Origin of the sequence: Methylomonas sp. AM2-LC (assembly GCF_039904985.1) — a bacterium.
GTDB lineage: Bacteria > Pseudomonadota > Gammaproteobacteria > Methylococcales > Methylomonadaceae > Methylomonas.
Map to the genome: position 1 here is coordinate 2267396 of NZ_CP157005.1, position 16499 is coordinate 2283894.

Consider the following 16499-nt stretch of genomic DNA (forward strand, 5'->3'; position numbering starts at 1 on the left):
CATACAGAGTGATAAAAACCATAGCCTTACGGCTATAACCTAGTTAGTGGATGTTTATCTAAACTCAGGCTATAGAACTTGGCCATTATTAGGTTGTTGTAGTATAGGTGCATTTAAAAAGGTGATACAGCTACCGTTAGCTGCCAATTGCGTACCTGTCGGACAGCTCAGCAACTGACGTGTACCCGGTTTGGTGTACTGACCAATCGAGTTAAGCATAAAATAAGGTTCTAAAGGATTGCTAGCAGTAAAGTTATAATCTAAACCAATATTAGAGAATGGTGCCTGGCCACCGATGCCGACAAAGAAACTGTTCTTGCCAAAATCATAACCGCCGCCGGCTTCAGCTTGCAAATAATCAGCACCGTTAAAATATTTAAGTCTAAATTTGCCGGGTAAAAAGCCCCAGCTTTTACCATCAAAAATTTTAAAGGCAAAAGAAGCATCGCCACCATATACATCGCCGTTAGAGCTGACCGACGCATGCCGAAAGCCCACCACGATGTCTGGAAAAAAACCGTCACCAAACGTCCATTTCAAACCACCGTAACCGTTATCGACATTAGACGATATTGACGTATTCGTGATAATAGTCGGCGCATCGCCAACAGCAAAGGCAAGGCTTGAACTGAGTAAAGTAGAAATAATGAGCGGTAGTGTGTTTAATTTCATGGAGTAACCTAATTGTTATTGTATGTGTCACCCGCTTTGAGCAGCCCATGGTAGGACTACTATGCAGCAAAGTGTCGGCGTACAGCGCTGAGCAGACACAAAATAGCATAGTTTTGACAATAATAAAAAAAGTAAGTTTCGCAGACTGTGATAAGAAACAAAGCGCATGCTTTGGCCTAAAACGCATCCATAGCAGGTATTACGCTACTGTTATCCCCCCTGTGTGTTGTGCGCAAAAACCGAGCATAGACGATTACTTGCCAAGCCGCTGGATATATGTCTAAAATCGCCTCGACACACAGTCAAATCATTAATATTTATAATAAAATGGAGAGAACCATGAAACGCTTTCTACTAAGCCTCTGCTTAAGCTTACCAACGCTAGTCATTGCGCCTATCGTCAATGCTGACGACCACGCGCATCACCAAGCCTTAACCGTCAACTTTACTAACTGCACCGAATTTGCAGGCGTTGCACCCGTCGATGCCAGTAGCGCCCGCGCATTGGTCCCCGCGCAGTTCGCTCTGGATACCAACGGCACACAAGCATATTTAGTGGTGCGTGTATCCGATTGTCAGGGCATCAGTGTGGCAAATCACCGTGCGCGGCCGGGCAGGGTGGCACATACGGGGATCGAATTAATTTCACCGGATGGTACAGCCAGCAATCCCAACACCGGCATCAATAACTACACCCTGTCCTACGCCAGTAATGTCCCAGAACTGGTGGAAGCCTTAAATCATTTTGGCGTACCCGCAGCGTATGCTGGTGGTCTGGACTATGAATACAGCCCGGCACAAGGCCCCAGCGAATTATATGCCGCCGTAGCGCCACTAGATGCTACTTCACCCACCTGGTTTTTGCACGGCACGGTCACCAATCCAACTTACCCCAGCCCATTTTTGGCTAATTGGTGGTTTGCTGGCAGCGAACATGAAGTAAAAATGGCCACTACATTTCCGCTGATCAATTTTGATTTTAGTTCGGTAGTTAATTTCTACACATCGCGCAATAATGTCATAGGACAACTGATTGCCGGTAATGCAATTAACGACTTTCCGGTCAGCTATCGTGGTGCCTACGCCAAAGCGCAAATGGTCGTCACGCAACCCCATTAAGCCCTGGCAAACAACTCAATTGCAATCTGATTCGGCCTTTATTAGACAGTAATGAAACCGGTATTAGTTGCATAGAATAATGACATGGACTCCTCCCACCCCTAACGCTGTCAAATGCACCAAGCAAATTAAACAGGGCAAAGAGGAGTCCTGCGTAGGATGTGGTGAGGAACGAACCGCATCAATAGGCCTAAAATCTATCGATAGCATATGTTATCTTCTACCTCGTCTACACATGGCTAATAACGAAAAAAACCGTTCGTCCTGAGTCTGTCGAAGCTATTCACGCCAGTACGTATCAAAAATTAATAATAGCACGTAGGGTGCGGTGAGTTTACGAACCGCACCATAAAGCCCTAATCACAACCATCAAGCTCAAAATTTTAGTTGGATGTAGAAAGGTACCAATCGCACCATTAGCCCTAAAACCTATTGATAGCATTTATGATACCCCGCCAGAACACACTAAAAAGTTCTGCCGAGGTATTTAGCCACATAAAGCTTAGCCCCTGTTAGCTTGTTATACTTGCTGGTTAAAAGCACAGTTGCCATTTGCAAGCAGTTGTGTGCCCGATGGACAGCTTAGCAACTGACGTGTACCCGGTTTGGTATACTGCCCCAGCGAGTTAAGCATAAAATAAGGTTCTAAAGGATTGCTGGCCGTAAAGCTGTAATCTAAACCCAGTGTAGAAAAAGGTGCTTGACCACCGATGCCGACAAAGAAACTGTTCTTGCCAAAATCATAACCGCCACCTACTTCAGCTTGCAAATAATCAGCACCGTTAAAATATTTAAGTCTAAATTTGCCGGGTAAAAACCCCCAGCTTTTACCATCAAAAATTTTAAAGGCAAAAGAAGCATCGCCACCATATACATCGCCGTTAGAGCTGACCGATGCATGCCGAAAGCCCACCACGAGTTCAGGAAAAAAGCCTTCACCAAATGTCCATTTCAAAGCACCATAGCCGTTATCCACATTAGACGATATCGAGGTATTAGTAATAGTGGCTGGTATTTCGTTCGGTACAGCATAAGCCAAGCTGGATGTTAGTAAGGCAGAAATAATAAGGGGAAGTGATTTTATTTTCATCTGTTAACCTGATTGTTATTGTTTAAGTCTCTCTGCCGCGATTAACAAAGCAGTCTGATTTTTCCCACGCGTTGAGTCGCTTGTTATAAAGTGCACATGCTATGCAGAGTGTCGGTTTACTACGCAAAGGTATAACAAAAATAGCATAGTTTCGAGAATAGTAAATAAACGCACTCTACATGACGGCCAACGCTATCAGAATAGGCGGCGCTGCCTACACCCATATTAGGCTGGCTAAATCTCACTCCACCAAAGGCAGGTGCTGATGCAAAGCAACAATAAACGTTGTCCCTTCGCCACTTACGGTTTCAAAGTGTATGCTGCCACGATGCTGTTTGATAATCCGATAAGCAATATTCAAGCCCTGACCACTGCCTCGCCCCACCACTTTAGTGGTAAAAAAGGGGTCATAAATTCGGTCATGAATGTGTTTGGGGATGCCAGTACCCGTGTCAGAGATGCGTACCTCTATACCTGTTTCAGTAGGGCGGGTAATCACGCTAATCAGACCGTGGTCTTTTTTGCTATCTTCAATGGCATGAGCAGCATTGACAATAATATTTAAAAACACCTGATTTAATTCGCCAGCGTTACATTCAATATAAGGAATTTCGCCAAACTCAGTATGTAAATCCGCAATGTATTTATAACTGCTGCGAGCGATAATCAGGGTGTTTTCTAAACATAAATTAATATTCACACGGCTCAGGGTGCCCGCACCCACGTGCGAAAAACCTTTCATAGCCTGAACAATCTGGCTAATCTGTTCCATGCCTTCACGCGATTGTTGCAAAGCCAAGGGGGTATCATCCAGGATGAAAGGTAAATCTTCGCGTTGCTCCCGTTTCTGCATTTCCAGTATTAGTTCAGGATTACCCAGACATTGCAATTGTTGCCGATAAAAATCTATCAGCTTAGTTAAACTGTCAAAAACAGAGCCGAGTGCATTGATATTGTCGCCGACATATTGAGCCGGCGTGTTAACTTCATGCGCAATGCCCGCCGCTAATTGACCAATGGATGCTAGTTTCTCGGCCTGATGTAAATTGCGGTTGGCTTCGGCAATCGCTTCAGTACGTTCAATTATTTGCTTTTCCATAAACTTCATCACATTATGCGATTGTTTATTCAACTGCCATTTGCGTAATAACGCATGCACAATCTGCCGCAACGCCAAGAGACTAAAGGGTTTTTGTAAAAACAATAATTGATCGCTTTCACCAACAGTCTCCACTATGTGTTGCCAGTTTAATTGGCTATCCGCACTGCATAACACCACATGAATATCAGCGTCCATGCGCCATAAATCACTTATCAGATTTAATCCATCCCCATCGCATAATTGCGATTCAACAAACAATAACTGAAACGGCCTATGCGCTGCCAATTGCTCATAAACGTGTTCTTTAGCGGTCCTGCAGCTTACACAACCTAAAATGGCATAACTACAATTGTCCGCATTCTGGTTTAAACTGGCTTCTTTATTGCCATTAAATATTTCGTCCAGTTGTTCCCGCAAAATCGGATTAGGATCAATGACCAGAATGGTCGATTTTTCTTCGTCATCGATAAACATAGTCAGAGTTTAAGTAGTTGTGAGAATAGTCAAAAACCGGGTCACTATGCGTGGTAAAAAATTTTAGCAAGCAATGGCTGTAGGATGCGCTGAACGAAGTGATACGCATCAGTTGCTATCGATGCCATTCTTTAGCATTAGTTATACCGCGTGATCTGCCAACTACTCTAGTACTAAAAGCTAATTCGCGCTCTAGGTGCTGAACGAAGATATGCGTATCAGTCACCATTAATGCCACTCATTAGCGTTGATTACATCCATTATTGTAAAGCAACTGGCTCCTCAATCACGTCTGCTAACAGCTCGGAAATAGCATGAAAGTCTGCTTCCAAAACAATAAAAGCATCCACCATATCCGGGTCAAAATGGCTGCCTTTGCCTTCTAAAATAATACTATTGGCTTTTTCACGCGGAAAGGGTGGCTTATACACGCGTCGGCAGGTGAGGGCGTCATACACATCCACCAAAGCCAGAATCCGCGCCACCAAAGGAATTGCTTCACCCTGTAAGCCTAAGGGATAACCACTGCCATCCCATTTTTCGTGGTGACCATAAGCCACATCCATCCCGCATTTAATAAAACTCTGAGAAGGATATTTTTCATAGACGCTACGCAAGGTATCGCCGCCGATGGCCGCATGATGCTTCATGATTTCAAATTCTTCAGGCGTCAGGCGGCCGGGTTTTTTCAGAATGGCATCCACAATGCCAACCTTACCAATATCATGTAAGGGAGAAGAGCGTACCAAATCTTTACTAAAGGCTGGAGTGACAATGTCACGAAACTTGTCGGTAGTAGCCAGATACTGGCAAATCAAATAACAGTAGCGCTTTAGGCGCTCCAAATGCGCACCGGTTTCCGGATCACGGTATTCGGATAATTTAGCCAGCGAAGTAATAATGGCATCCTGCGCTTCTTCCTGAGCTTCACTATACCAGTAGCTTTGCAGTGCGGTCGCGGTAATATCGGTCATGCCGTTCACAGCATTACGCACTTCGCTGCTTAGCGGCTTGAGAGCATCACCAGCTAACACTAGTAAGCCCAATACATCCTGTTGGTTAACCAAGGGTATCAGCATTAACAAGCGATCACCCAAAATACCCTGTTCCTGCTCACCGACTGCTAGTGTCGTATCCGGCTCTAAACACCAGGTTTGCCGATGTTTAAGCGTTGTGGACAGTAAGCCGTTGCTCAGTGCTTGCGCATTAAAATTCAGGTGTGGACACAAGGCTGGATAATAACAACTAAACTGGGCATCCTGGTGAGGACTCAGCCATAAACGCAAATCAGTCAGGCCGGTGAGTTTTTCCAGGGTAGCAATATAGGCGGACACAATCTCGTTAATATGCTTGATACGGGTCATTTGCGCCGCATACTGGTACTGAATCTGCAAAGTCAGGGTTTTTTCCGCCACTAGGCTTTCCAGATGATTGTTCAACTCATTAAGCTGGGCATTACTTTGTTGCAATTGAATTTGCAATAATTCTTCACTAATGCGTAACCGGTATTGCTCCAAACCATCCTGTAGAGTTTCCAGTAAAATTTCTTTGGGGCAGGGCTTGTTCAAAAACCGGGAAATATGCGCATTATGTAAAGCGTTTACTGCAATATCCAACTCAGTGCGCCCGGTTAACATCACCAGTACCGTTTTAGGGTAGTGGGTGTATACCTCATTCAGAAAGGCTATACCATCCATGTCAGGCATATTGTAATCCGACACTACCACTGCAAACGGTCCCTGTTCTGCCAATAACGTCAACGCTGCCAGAGGGCCTTCGGCAATATCAACATCCAGGTCACGGCGCAATTGGCGTTTTATACCCTCAAGCAACAGCACTTCATCATCCACAAACAGGATTTTTTGGCTAATAGTCGCTATAGGTGCGTTCATGGGCATTCCAAACTAAAGAGTAAGGCGGGTTTATTTTTTTTCATATTGACTAAGCACTTTATCGGCTAATAACTGCCAATGCGGCAGTCTGTCCCATTTGTTAATACGGCGCAAATAGTCTTCGTTCAGGTCAATTTCAAACAGGCGGTCATAGCCCAACATCACAGAAGGGCGCAATAAACAAGCAGCTACATGCACAGCTGTCAGGGCATTCACACCATCATAATCCGATTCATTAGGGGTTTTTTGCAATAAAATGGATTCTATAACACGCGGTGGAATTTTCCACAGGCTTAATACATAGGCCGCAGCTTCACAACGGGTAAAACCAAAAATAGCGGTTTCCAACTCACACACGGGTTTGGTGGAGTTTTTGGTCAACTCCATGAGTTTTTTCAATTTATCGCCGCCCCGCGACAGAAAAATCAGCAAACCCAAATTATGCAGCAACCCCCCCAAATAGGCTTGATGCGGACGGTCATCCGGTTGCTCTTCAGATAATGCGATGAGCATGGCCAAGTCCGAAACGCGGGCAGCATCCAGCCACAGATACTCCATATAACGTTCGATATGTGGGTTATCGACCGGAAACGAATTGCGAACATGTACAGACAATACCAAGTTGCTTAATTTTTTTACCCCAATCAGATTAACCGCTTCAGTCAGGCTGGAAATTTTGCGGTTTAAACCAAAATAGGGCGAATTGACCAATTGCAACAATTTTGCTGACAGCACCATATCGCGTGAGAAAATTGCAGACACATCCTGCATGGTAGTATTTTCGTCGGCAATAGTACGATTCAGATCATGATAAATTTTTGGCAGGGTGGGCAGACTGTTGATATCGCCAATACCGGCAATAATGAGCGGATTACTCACACAGGCCTGAATTTTAAATACCTGGGTAATTACCTCACGCAATACTTCTGCGCTACAAGGTTTGCTCAGATATTGATGAGCAACCTCCAAGCCATTACGCAAGGTTTCTTCATCGGTATAACCACTCAGTATCATACGTACTGTAGCCGGATATTTTTGGTTGACCTGTTTTAACAATTCATCGCCACGCATCTGCGACATAACCATGTCGGATACAATCAAATCGATGGGTTGCTTTTCCATCAGTGCCAAGGCTTCGCCGCCCGATGCGGCAAAAAACAAATTCCATTCGTCACGGTAAGGTCGTAACTGTCGTCTGATACCGTTAATGATGTTTTCATTATCGTCAACAAACAAGATATTTTTAATTGTCATGTCCAAGCCAGTTAAGTAATCTGCTTATAAAAGTGGGTACAATTCAGCGTAGTTATTGTTATTTTAAATTAATGGGCCGTAAGGTGTTATGTGGCGTAGGCTGGGTTGAATGCCAATGAAACCCAGCGTCGAAGCAAATTCCAATCCAGTAAACACAAACCCATTCCCCGGTCCTAACCCAAACTTACCCATAATCAACAAGCTTAGTCTTCAATCACATAAATTCAACATTTCTAGGTGGTTTCCATCAAGGTGGGAGTTAGATTGTCCAATAAAAAATTGTCTACCCTTTGTGTTTCCGCTACCTTAACTTTATTATCTTGCAACAGCGGCAATTGCAGATGAAAGGTGGTACCTTTACCCACTGTTGATTCAAAAAACAATTTACCGCGATGTTTTTCCACAATGATACTATGCGCCAAGCTTAAACCCTGCCCGGTACCTTTGCCCACGGGTTTTGTGGTAAAAAACAAATTAAACACTTTTTCCTTAATGGCTTCGGGAATACCTGCACCGTTATCAGCAATTTGGATTTCAACCGTATTTTCATCCAGTTTACGGGTACTGACTTTAATCAAGCCGCGTCCCTGCTGTTTTTCTTCAATAGCATGAGTAGCATTAATAATCAGATTCAGAAACACCTGATTTAATTCGCTGGCATAACACTCTATAAAGTCCACATTGTTTGCAAAATCTGTTTCCACATCGGCTATATTTTTGTAACTGTTGCGGGTAATGGTCAAAGTGCTATTTAGAGCTTCATGCAGATTAATATTCATTAAAGTTAAGCCACTATCAATATGAGAAAAAGTTTTCATGGCTTTTACAATTTCCGCCACTCTTTCCACACCTTCTTTGGCTTGCTTAATTGCTTTTGGGCTATCTTCCAGAATATAAGGCAGATCAAAACGCTTATCCAGTGCCTGCAATGCCTGTTTAAAATCGGCATCGCCTAACTGATCCAAATCCTCGCGGAAAGCAATAATGTCGTTAAAATTTTCATACACAGACATCAGATTGTCACCGATATACTGGATAGGCGTATTGATTTCATGCGCAATACCCGATGCCAACTGACCAATGGCTTCTAGTTTTTGTGCCTGATTTAATTGTGATTGCAGGGTTTTAGTTTCACTAATGTCATCTATTACGCCGGAAAAAAACACTTGTCCATGAATTTTCATGGGATTAACGCGCAGAGTAATCGGAAAATGCTCACCGTTTTTGCGTAGTGCTTCAAATTCAAGGCTAGTTGCCAATTGGCTTTTATCACCCGTCTTCAGATAATGTTGTAAATAGTTATCCTGTTTATCACTCATAAATGCAGGTATTAAACTATTGATAGTCATGCCCAGTGCTTCTGACTGCTGATAGCCGAATATCAGTTCGGCGGCCTGATTAAAACTTAAAATTTCCGCATGTTTGTCTATGGTAATAATGGCGCTGGCGGCGGTATCCAGAATGGTATTTAATTGCGCAGTACGATCTCTTAGGTCGTTCATTTTACTTTTAATAATCCGACTGGTTTTTGCAATAAACACCCCCAATATGCCCAAGATCATCGGTGTGGATAAAATCAAAATTAATCGATTCAGATACAGAGTGATACTGTTGTCTGTCATATCGTTCATTAAGTCCGCGCTCAGTATTTGTGCCAAATCGCTTAGCTCAGCAGTCAATGCAGCGTTTTTGCTGTCAAATTCAATCATGAGCAAATTGCCGGCTTCCATACCCTGATTGATATAATCCCAATCCATTTTTACACCAATCTCATACGTTGAAATAATTTCCCTTTCTATGGCATCACAACGTACAGCTAAGTTTGGTAGGTCGGTACACAATTCCCGTAATTCAAATTGCGAAGCATGCAAGTGGCTGGCAGCAGCCTGAAAACCTTGCTGGCGATGTGTGGCAGCAACATTGGTTAAATACTGCTGTAGTTGGATTGCGTGATTGCGGATCTCCTTAACCAGCATCACGTTATGCTGCTGCTGTGTCAGTTCCTGTTGTTTACTTTCAATATCATTAAAGCTATACCACTGTAATATGGAAAACACTAAGCAAATAAACGCTATAATTGTAAAAATCGAGCTAAAAAAACGTTTTGTATTGAGTCTTTCAGCCATGCGCAGCGATACCCTTGAACTGATGTTTTAATTTCGATTGAGTATAGCAGTTAATTTAATCTGCTAATGTGAGCTAGCTAAAACTTTGAAAGAAAATAACGGACAATTGATTGAGTATCGAAATCATAGAAATCGTTGTAAAAACAAACCACTGCGTAGGATGATGGCATGGACTTCTCCCCACCCCTAACGGTGTCATAATGCACCTGGCAAATAAACAAGGGTAAGGAGAAATCCATGATCAAGAATAACGTAATTGGTTTAGATTTAGCAAAAAACATTTTTCATCTGGTGAGTTTTAATGCTGAACTGAAACAGATTAAAAAGAAAGTAAAGCGAGCGGATTTATTGTCGTACATAGCGAACTTGCCAGTCAGTATCATTGGTATGGAAGCCTGTGGAGGCTCGCATTATTGGGCGCGAGAAATCAAGAAACTGGGGCATGAAGTGGTATTGCTGAATGCCCGTTATGTGAAAGGGTTTGTGGTGGGCAATAAAAATGATTATAACGATGCAGAGGCTATTTGGACGGCAACACACCAACCGAAAAGACGAACAGTTTCGCTTAAGACGCTTGAGCAGCAAGATATTCAAATGCTGCATCGATTGCGTCAAAGTACAGTGGATGAACGGACGGCGGTGGCGAATCGAATTCGGGGTTTTTTAGGTGAGTGGGGAATTGTGCTGCCTATAGGCATCAATCAGCTCAGAACGCACCTCACTGAAATTATTGAAGATGCTGAGAATGGTTTAAGCGTGATCAGTCGAAATCTGTTTGCCAAACAGCTTGAAAAACTCAAGGAATTGGATAAAACGATCAAAGAGTATGATAAGCAGATTGATCAACTCTGTATTCAGAGCGAATTATGTCAACGATTTGTAGAGGTTCCAGGTATAGGAGCCATTACGGCTACTATGGCTGCATCGGATATAGGGGACGGTAAAGGCTATACCAAAAGCAAAAATTATGCAGCCAGTTTAGGCATTGTACCCAAACAGCACACGAGTGGTGACAAGGTGGTGTTGTTGGGTATCAGTAAACGAGGTAATGGCTATCTGCGAACTTTACTGATTCACGGCGCCCGATCAGTCTTGAAAAACTGCCAAGGTAAAACAGACTCGCTAAGTCGATGGTTGCAGGCGCTAATTGAACGACGTGGTTTTAACAAAGCGGCCGTCGCACTGGCCAATAAAAATGCCCGAATTTTGTGGGTAATGGCTACACAAAATAAGAGGTATGAGGTTAGGTCCGCCGATGTAGTCATGTCGTAGCGTGTAGGCCGGGTTATCCACGCCTTACCCAACACCTACACGTGATAGAAGGGTTCCGGTGTTGGGTAAGGCGTGGATAACCCTCAGTTGATATGATTAAAAGTGAATGGTGTAACACAGAGTAAAACAGATTGCGGAGGCAAGTAAATCCAATTGATGATAACAACAGGTCAGACCGGTGCTATTTATCCCGTTCAAGCACATAGATTTTAAAAATCGTTAGGATGTTTGTGGAAATAGCGCGCGAATACGTTCATCAAGGTTCAGTGGTTAAATTAATCAACCTCTAATTGAAACCGAATATATGGCGGCAATCTTGATTACTTTTGAAATCATTCATTTTGGTAAAATTTGTCTTGCAATAGGGGGGAAGTCCATATATGTGGAGAGGCACGAACCGCATCATAAAGCCTTAATTGCATGCGTCACCCGCAAAATCACGGCAAATACTACAATTGGATGAAGATAAAGAGGGTAGCTGTATTGGCTTGTAAACTGATGCAGTTCGCCGCCGCTCACCCCATCCAATACCTTGGTTGATAGGCTATACATCTTGGGTGTAACCTCACGCGGGCAAAATGGCCTTGCGTAGGATGTGGTGAGGCACGAACCGCATCATAAAGCCTTAATTGCATGCGTCACCCGCAAAATCGCGGCAAATACTACAATTGGATGAAGATAAAGAGGGTAGCTGTAAAACTGATTTGGATGAAGATAAAGAGGGTAGCTGTAAAACTGATGCGGTTTACTGCTGCATAAAGCCTTAACGGCCAGCCACAATCACAAACTACACAGCCTACCAAATACCCGCTTGCAATTGTTTACCATCCGGTGCAAATAAAACCCCGTAACCTCTTTTCTCATTGTCGCGCCATTCGCCTTCATAGCGCTCGCCATTGGCATACACCATCACCCCATAACCGTGTCGGTATCCATGGCGGAACTCACCCTCATAGCGGTTACCCTCTGGAAACAGATATTGACCGTAACCGCCAATTTCGCCATCAATAAACACTCCCTGATAATGGTCACCATTGCCGCCATTAAACACCCCATAACCATTTTTACGACCCAGTAAAAAACCACCTTCGTAACGATTACCATTAGGCCACGATAAGATCCCAAAGCCATGATAACCCTTATTATTCGGTCGTTTAGCCAGCCAGCCGCCCGCATAGCGATAACCCTCGCTATCGGTAATCACGTTATACTTGCTATCGCCATTTAAAGCCTGAGCCAGTGCATTACGCGCGGCATCTGCCGCTTTTAAAGCCTGGCGGCTGGCTAATAAGGCCGCATTCTGTGCCAAGCGGGCTTTGTTAAGCGCTTGTTCCAGTGCTGGCAGCGGTTTGGGGCTGGCAACCGCTAGTGGTTCGTTAAGCAGAGCATGGCTGTTGAGCGCTGCATGTACCTCGTTAGACACTATGATTAAAGCATAAAGCACAATGAATGCAAATAGTTGGCAGATAAAGCGCCCTAATTTATTCATTATCAAAACGGGTCACACAATGTTTTTCAGTATCACAGACCACCTTGCTCTTAATAGGTCTAGATGGGGTATCGTCTATGCTCTCAGGCGTCGTCAAATCGCTCGGTATGGAAACGCCGGATTCATTGCTCTGATTAAGGCTGAGCGTCAAGGTATCGGCTGTTTGCGTAATTTTAAAATGCTTTAGGGTATTCATACCCACCAGCACTTCCTTTAAATACTGGCTGACATGCGCATCAATATTCTTAATTTCATAAGCGCCGATTTGCATGCTTTTCAGCGTGGTGGTTTTGGCAAAGGATCGTCCGCCAGCGGTGGCAATTTCGATCTGATGACCTAACGATAAACCCGCTTGCGCCGCCAGGTTCATCGGGATGGTAGTTATAGTAGCGCCGGTGTCAATCACATACGGCATAGAAACCTTGTTAATCAACAAGGTACCGCGAAAATGCCCATTGCCATCAGCATGTAACACCATTTGCCCCGCTTCCGCGCCAGGTGTCATTTCAACGGCATAGCCTACTGCACAGATAAACAGCAAACTAATATATTTTAATAGGGAAAAGACCGCGTTTATTTGATTTTTTTGTTTAATCATTAATAAGGGACAGGCCAGAATGGCAATTACTTTAAGTGTATAGTTTGTTTAAATCAATGGACGGTACGAAGCGTAGCGCATCAGTCACGACTGATACACCACCCAGCGTCTGCACAGGCTGTAAAACTTGCCCTTTATACTAAATAATACACGTGTAAGTGTTGTTTGCGATAAGTTATTAATCGAGGCAAAAGATTTTTTAAGGCCGCTGTTAAAAAAACCTTCAAATCCAGACTCGCAAGGCACCTGCCAAAATGTGTTGAGGCACCAACCGCATCATAGCCTTAATCATATATGTCACCCGCAAAATCACGGCAAAGACTATAATTGAATGATGATAAAGAGGGTAGCTGTATTGACTGTAAACTGATGCGGTTCGCTGCCGCTCACCACATCCAATGCCTTGGTAGATAAGCTATACATCTTGCCTTTAACCTTATGGCCTTGCGTAGGATGTGGTGAGGCTTGAACCGCATCATAAAGCTTAAACCCACCCGCATAAACCTCAAAATCAACCCCAGCATTAATCGCGGCAAAAGTTTTTTATCCGGCAGCTACCGAAAACCCGTTAATCAATTATCCGGCTCTGAATGCGTAAAGGCACCTTGTTGGCAGGTTCGTGTGCTTTCAGATAATTCTTGGCATAACCTTTGGCTTTATCTGCATCCTCACGTAGCGTGTATTCTTTATCCAATTCAGACAACGATTTAGATAATTCACTCAGCCGTATCCATTTATTTGGCCCGATTTTCGCGTGTAATGTATAGAGAGTCATCATAAGAGTTAACGGGCGGCAACACCATAAAGCCCGGACAATAGCCTAGCTAAACTATACGTCCAGCGTTTGTCGATGCAAGAGGGTATCAGCGCATGGTTTTGCACAAACAAGCTTTTAGTCTATTTTAAATCAAATGCTTGCAGCGCTGCAAACCCTGTTGAAAATGTTAGAAAACGCAGCCATAAACCGCGCTTAAACGGATAAATACCCAGGCAAAACTGCCTAAAACTAGATTCCATGTAGGTTGCTTGCAAATAGCTAAACTTGTTACTCAGCTTTTATTTTGTTAACATTAACTGGCTTTATGGTGACTAAGCTTTTATTCAAAGCTTAGCTGAAACAGGAAGTTGGTGCGCTGCATAATTGCTTATGTAACAAAGCCAACGCTGCCCCCCGCAACGGTCAATAAGTTAAGGGCTGCAACAATGCCACTGTGCAAATCGCATGGGAAGGCTGCAGTCTAGGATAATCCGCTTATAAGCCCGGAGACTGGCCACATCGCATATTCGAGACAGCGGAGGGCTGTGGATGGAATAGCGAAATTCAATAGTTGTATTTTGTCATTCTCGTTTCATTTTCCTCCGTCGTCATTAATTTACCCATATGTGCGGCGGGCACAGAGGAAACAATGAACAAACTTATTTTCCCTTCTATAATGTTGGCCGGGCTAGTCATGCCCGTTACAAGTCACGCTGAAGAAACCCAGCAAGAGGCACCCCTGTCTGATGTATTGGTAACAGCAACACGCAGTGATACCAAAAAGAACGAATTAGCCACGGCCATGACCGTTTTTACCCGTGAAGATATTGACACTCTACAGGTAAGAACCTTGCCAGAACTACTGAAAGGTTCCACTGGCCTGGATGTAGTGCAAAGTGGTGGTTACGGTCAGCCCACCAGTATTTTTATGCGTGGCACAAACTCCAATCAAATGTTAGTGTTGATCGACGGCATTCGCGCGGGTTCGGTGTCATTAGGCACCACCGCATTTGAGTTACTGCCCATAGATCAGATTGAGCGCGTAGAAATTATCAGAGGCCCGCAATCCAGTCTGTACGGCTCGGAAGCGATAGGCGGTGTTATCCAAATTTTTACTCGCAAAGGAAAAACCGACGACACTCACCACGTCTCCATAAACGCCGGCGGCGGTTCTTACAACACACATAACGAATCGGGTACCGTCAGCGGTAAAATTGACAATACCACCTATTCTGTCGGTGCCTCAAATCTGCAAAGCGATGGTTTTAAGGCCTATGTCACGCCACCTTTTGGTGCCAATCCCAACGGCTACGGTTATCGCAATACCGCCGTCAATGCCCGACTGGGGCAACACTTTAATAAAGGTGACATAGAATCGTTTTTCATGCGTGCAGAAGGCACCAATTTATTTGATGTCGGCTATTCTGGCGGCCCCAATAAACGCGAATTCGTCTCGCAAGTGGTGGGTATCAATGGTTCGTGGGATATTTATGAGCAATGGCGCACCAGTTTAAAATTCGGCCAGACGCAGGATGATCAAACCAATTTTAGCAATACCCAATTTTCAAGTATGTTCAATACCTCAAGATGGAATGTCAGTTGGTTAAATCAATTAAGTTTCAATAAAAACCATAACGCAACCTTGGGCGTGGATTACCGTCTGGATCAATTACAAAGTGATTCGGTATTTACCAAAAACTCCCGCTACGATTATGGCCTGTTTGGCGAATTGCATAATAAAGTATTTGAAAACCATTTTCTCAATAGCTCCATCCGCTGGGATAATAATCAGTCATTTGGTGATGTTGTTACCGGTAATATTGGCTGGCGCTCAAATTGGCATAAAGCCATCAACACCTTTGCCAGTTTTGGTAACGCCTTTAAAGCACCCACCTTTAACGATTTGTATTATCCCGGCCAAAATAACCCCAACTTAAAACCCGAAAACTCCCGTACGGTAGAGGTAGGCGCTGCTGGCAGTATCGATGTACTCAACTGGGAGTTAAGAGCCTATCACACCAATGTTGATAATCTGATCAACTGGGCTCCCAACAGTAGCGGGGTATGGTTACCCTCCAATATTGATAAAGCCGTCATAGAAGGTCTTGAAGCAGAATTGGGCTGGAAATTAATGGGATGGCAACACAAATTAAACGGCACTTTACTGTCCCCCAAAAATGCTAAATCACATTTATTGTTAGCCAACCGCACGCAGGAAACCTTTTCCTACGACCTATCCAGTGCCTATGGAAACTGGGATTACGGCGCAAAGCTCATCGCCCAGGCGGGCAGATTTGCAGACACCGCCAACAACGACAGGCTAGGCGGCTATCTGACCATTGATTTACGCAGCGGCTACCAGTTCGATAAATCCTGGTCTGTCAGCGCCAAGCTAAACAATTTGCTGGATAAACAATACCAAACCAATTTTGATACGGTTAACAGACAAGGCTACGCCAACTTTGGCCGCAACTTCTTCGTTACCGTCCATTACAACTTTTAATAACAACTAACACCCCTATGCATAGAAACGCAAAGAAGTGTTGGTCTTTTTGATAGCGCGTAGGTTGGGTTGCTTTTTTGCAACCCAACAATCGAAGCAGTAAGCATGCAAAAAGCCTACATACTCTATTTAACAAGAAAAGCCCGTGCGC

At 43.9% G+C, this 16499-nt stretch carries 13 protein-coding genes and 1 riboswitch; of the genes, 3 read left to right on the forward strand and 10 right to left on the reverse strand.

What is annotated here, in order from left to right; translation table 11 throughout:
* Nucleotides 1–69 precede the first annotated feature (69 nt).
* A complete protein-coding gene (locus ABH008_RS10305; protein ID WP_347989772.1) occupies nucleotides 70–672 on the reverse strand; it encodes a hypothetical protein in 603 nt (200 codons plus the stop codon).
* A gap of 339 nt (nucleotides 673–1011) precedes the next feature.
* Here ABH008_RS10305 and ABH008_RS10310 point away from each other — a divergent pair, with 339 nt between their 5' ends.
* Nucleotides 1012–1791, forward strand: a complete 780-nt coding sequence (locus ABH008_RS10310; RefSeq protein WP_347989773.1) for a hypothetical protein — start codon at nucleotides 1012–1014, stop codon at nucleotides 1789–1791.
* 520 nt (nucleotides 1792–2311) lie between these two features.
* Here the strand turns inward: ABH008_RS10310 and ABH008_RS10315 are convergent.
* The 5 genes from ABH008_RS10315 to ABH008_RS10335 form a co-directional block, all read right to left on the reverse strand.
* Nucleotides 2312–2881 carry a hypothetical protein gene (locus ABH008_RS10315; RefSeq protein WP_347989774.1) on the reverse strand — a complete coding sequence of 190 codons (570 nt, stop codon included), beginning with the start codon at nucleotides 2879–2881 and terminating at the stop codon, nucleotides 2312–2314.
* Nucleotides 2882–3122: 241 nt separating this feature from the next.
* Nucleotides 3123–4457: an ATP-binding protein gene (locus ABH008_RS10320; RefSeq protein ID WP_347989775.1), complete on the reverse strand. Its 1335-nt coding sequence runs from the start codon at nucleotides 4455–4457 to the stop codon at nucleotides 3123–3125.
* 260 nt (nucleotides 4458–4717) lie between these two features.
* Nucleotides 4718–6349, reverse strand: coding sequence for an HD domain-containing phosphohydrolase (locus tag ABH008_RS10325; protein ID WP_347989776.1), 1632 nt, complete (start codon nucleotides 6347–6349; stop codon nucleotides 4718–4720).
* A 30-nt stretch (nucleotides 6350–6379) separates the two neighbouring features.
* Nucleotides 6380–7603: an HDOD domain-containing protein gene (locus ABH008_RS10330; RefSeq protein ID WP_347989777.1), complete on the reverse strand. Its 1224-nt coding sequence runs from the start codon at nucleotides 7601–7603 to the stop codon at nucleotides 6380–6382.
* A 233-nt stretch (nucleotides 7604–7836) separates the two neighbouring features.
* Nucleotides 7837–9729, reverse strand: a complete 1893-nt coding sequence (locus ABH008_RS10335; protein ID WP_347989778.1) for a PAS domain S-box protein — start codon at nucleotides 9727–9729, stop codon at nucleotides 7837–7839.
* A 237-nt stretch (nucleotides 9730–9966) separates the two neighbouring features.
* Here ABH008_RS10335 and ABH008_RS10340 point away from each other — a divergent pair, with 237 nt between their 5' ends.
* Nucleotides 9967–11001: an IS110 family transposase gene (locus tag ABH008_RS10340; RefSeq protein WP_347985910.1), complete on the forward strand. Its 1035-nt coding sequence runs from the start codon at nucleotides 9967–9969 to the stop codon at nucleotides 10999–11001.
* 402 nt (nucleotides 11002–11403) lie between these two features.
* On the opposite strand, the gene ABH008_RS10345 is transcribed toward ABH008_RS10340, so the two are convergent.
* The 4 genes from ABH008_RS10345 to ABH008_RS10360 form a co-directional block, all read right to left on the reverse strand.
* The gene (locus ABH008_RS10345; protein WP_347989779.1) at nucleotides 11404–11553 is read right to left on the reverse strand and encodes a hypothetical protein; all 150 of its coding nucleotides are present in this window, start codon (nucleotides 11551–11553) and stop codon (nucleotides 11404–11406) included.
* Between the two features lie 244 nt (nucleotides 11554–11797).
* On the reverse strand, nucleotides 11798–12490 hold the full coding sequence (locus ABH008_RS10350) for a hypothetical protein (RefSeq protein WP_347989780.1): 693 nt from the start codon (nucleotides 12488–12490) through the stop codon (nucleotides 11798–11800).
* Nucleotides 12483–13088 (reverse strand): TIGR02281 family clan AA aspartic protease, encoded by a 606-nt coding sequence (locus ABH008_RS10355; protein ID WP_347989781.1) that lies wholly within the window; start codon nucleotides 13086–13088, stop codon nucleotides 12483–12485. Before ABH008_RS10355 ends, ABH008_RS10350 begins: the two co-directional genes overlap by 8 nt.
* A 568-nt stretch (nucleotides 13089–13656) precedes the next feature.
* Nucleotides 13657–13866, reverse strand: a complete 210-nt coding sequence (locus ABH008_RS10360; RefSeq protein ID WP_347989782.1) for a hypothetical protein — start codon at nucleotides 13864–13866, stop codon at nucleotides 13657–13659.
* A 288-nt stretch (nucleotides 13867–14154) separates the two neighbouring features.
* A riboswitch (cobalamin riboswitch) is annotated at nucleotides 14155–14379 on the forward strand.
* A 115-nt stretch (nucleotides 14380–14494) separates the two neighbouring features.
* On the opposite strand from ABH008_RS10360, the gene ABH008_RS10365 reads away from it, so the two are divergent.
* Entirely contained in the window at nucleotides 14495–16348 is a 1854-nt protein-coding gene (locus tag ABH008_RS10365; protein WP_347989783.1) for a TonB-dependent receptor, read from the forward strand.
* Nucleotides 16349–16499: the final 151 nt, after the last annotated feature.

Excerpts from the sequence above, each read along its gene's own strand:
- ABH008_RS10305 (WP_347989772.1), bottom strand. The coding sequence starts at position 672 with ATGAAATTAAACACACTACCGCTCATTATTTCTACTTTACTCAGTTCA.
- ABH008_RS10310 (WP_347989773.1), top strand. The coding sequence starts at position 1,012 with ATGAAACGCTTTCTACTAAGCCTCTGCTTAAGCTTACCAACGCTAGTC.
- ABH008_RS10315 (WP_347989774.1), bottom strand. The coding sequence starts at position 2,881 with ATGAAAATAAAATCACTTCCCCTTATTATTTCTGCCTTACTAACATCC.
- ABH008_RS10320 (WP_347989775.1), bottom strand. The coding sequence starts at position 4,457 with ATGTTTATCGATGACGAAGAAAAATCGACCATTCTGGTCATTGATCCT.
- ABH008_RS10325 (WP_347989776.1), bottom strand. The coding sequence starts at position 6,349 with ATGAACGCACCTATAGCGACTATTAGCCAAAAAATCCTGTTTGTGGAT.
- ABH008_RS10330 (WP_347989777.1), bottom strand. The coding sequence starts at position 7,603 with ATGACAATTAAAAATATCTTGTTTGTTGACGATAATGAAAACATCATT.
- ABH008_RS10335 (WP_347989778.1), bottom strand. The coding sequence starts at position 9,729 with ATGGCTGAAAGACTCAATACAAAACGTTTTTTTAGCTCGATTTTTACA.
- ABH008_RS10340 (WP_347985910.1), top strand. The coding sequence starts at position 9,967 with ATGATCAAGAATAACGTAATTGGTTTAGATTTAGCAAAAAACATTTTT.
- ABH008_RS10345 (WP_347989779.1), bottom strand. The coding sequence starts at position 11,553 with ATGTATAGCCTATCAACCAAGGTATTGGATGGGGTGAGCGGCGGCGAA.
- ABH008_RS10350 (WP_347989780.1), bottom strand. The coding sequence starts at position 12,490 with ATGAATAAATTAGGGCGCTTTATCTGCCAACTATTTGCATTCATTGTG.
- ABH008_RS10355 (WP_347989781.1), bottom strand. The coding sequence starts at position 13,088 with ATGATTAAACAAAAAAATCAAATAAACGCGGTCTTTTCCCTATTAAAA.
- ABH008_RS10360 (WP_347989782.1), bottom strand. The coding sequence starts at position 13,866 with ATGATGACTCTCTATACATTACACGCGAAAATCGGGCCAAATAAATGG.
- ABH008_RS10365 (WP_347989783.1), top strand. The coding sequence starts at position 14,495 with ATGAACAAACTTATTTTCCCTTCTATAATGTTGGCCGGGCTAGTCATG.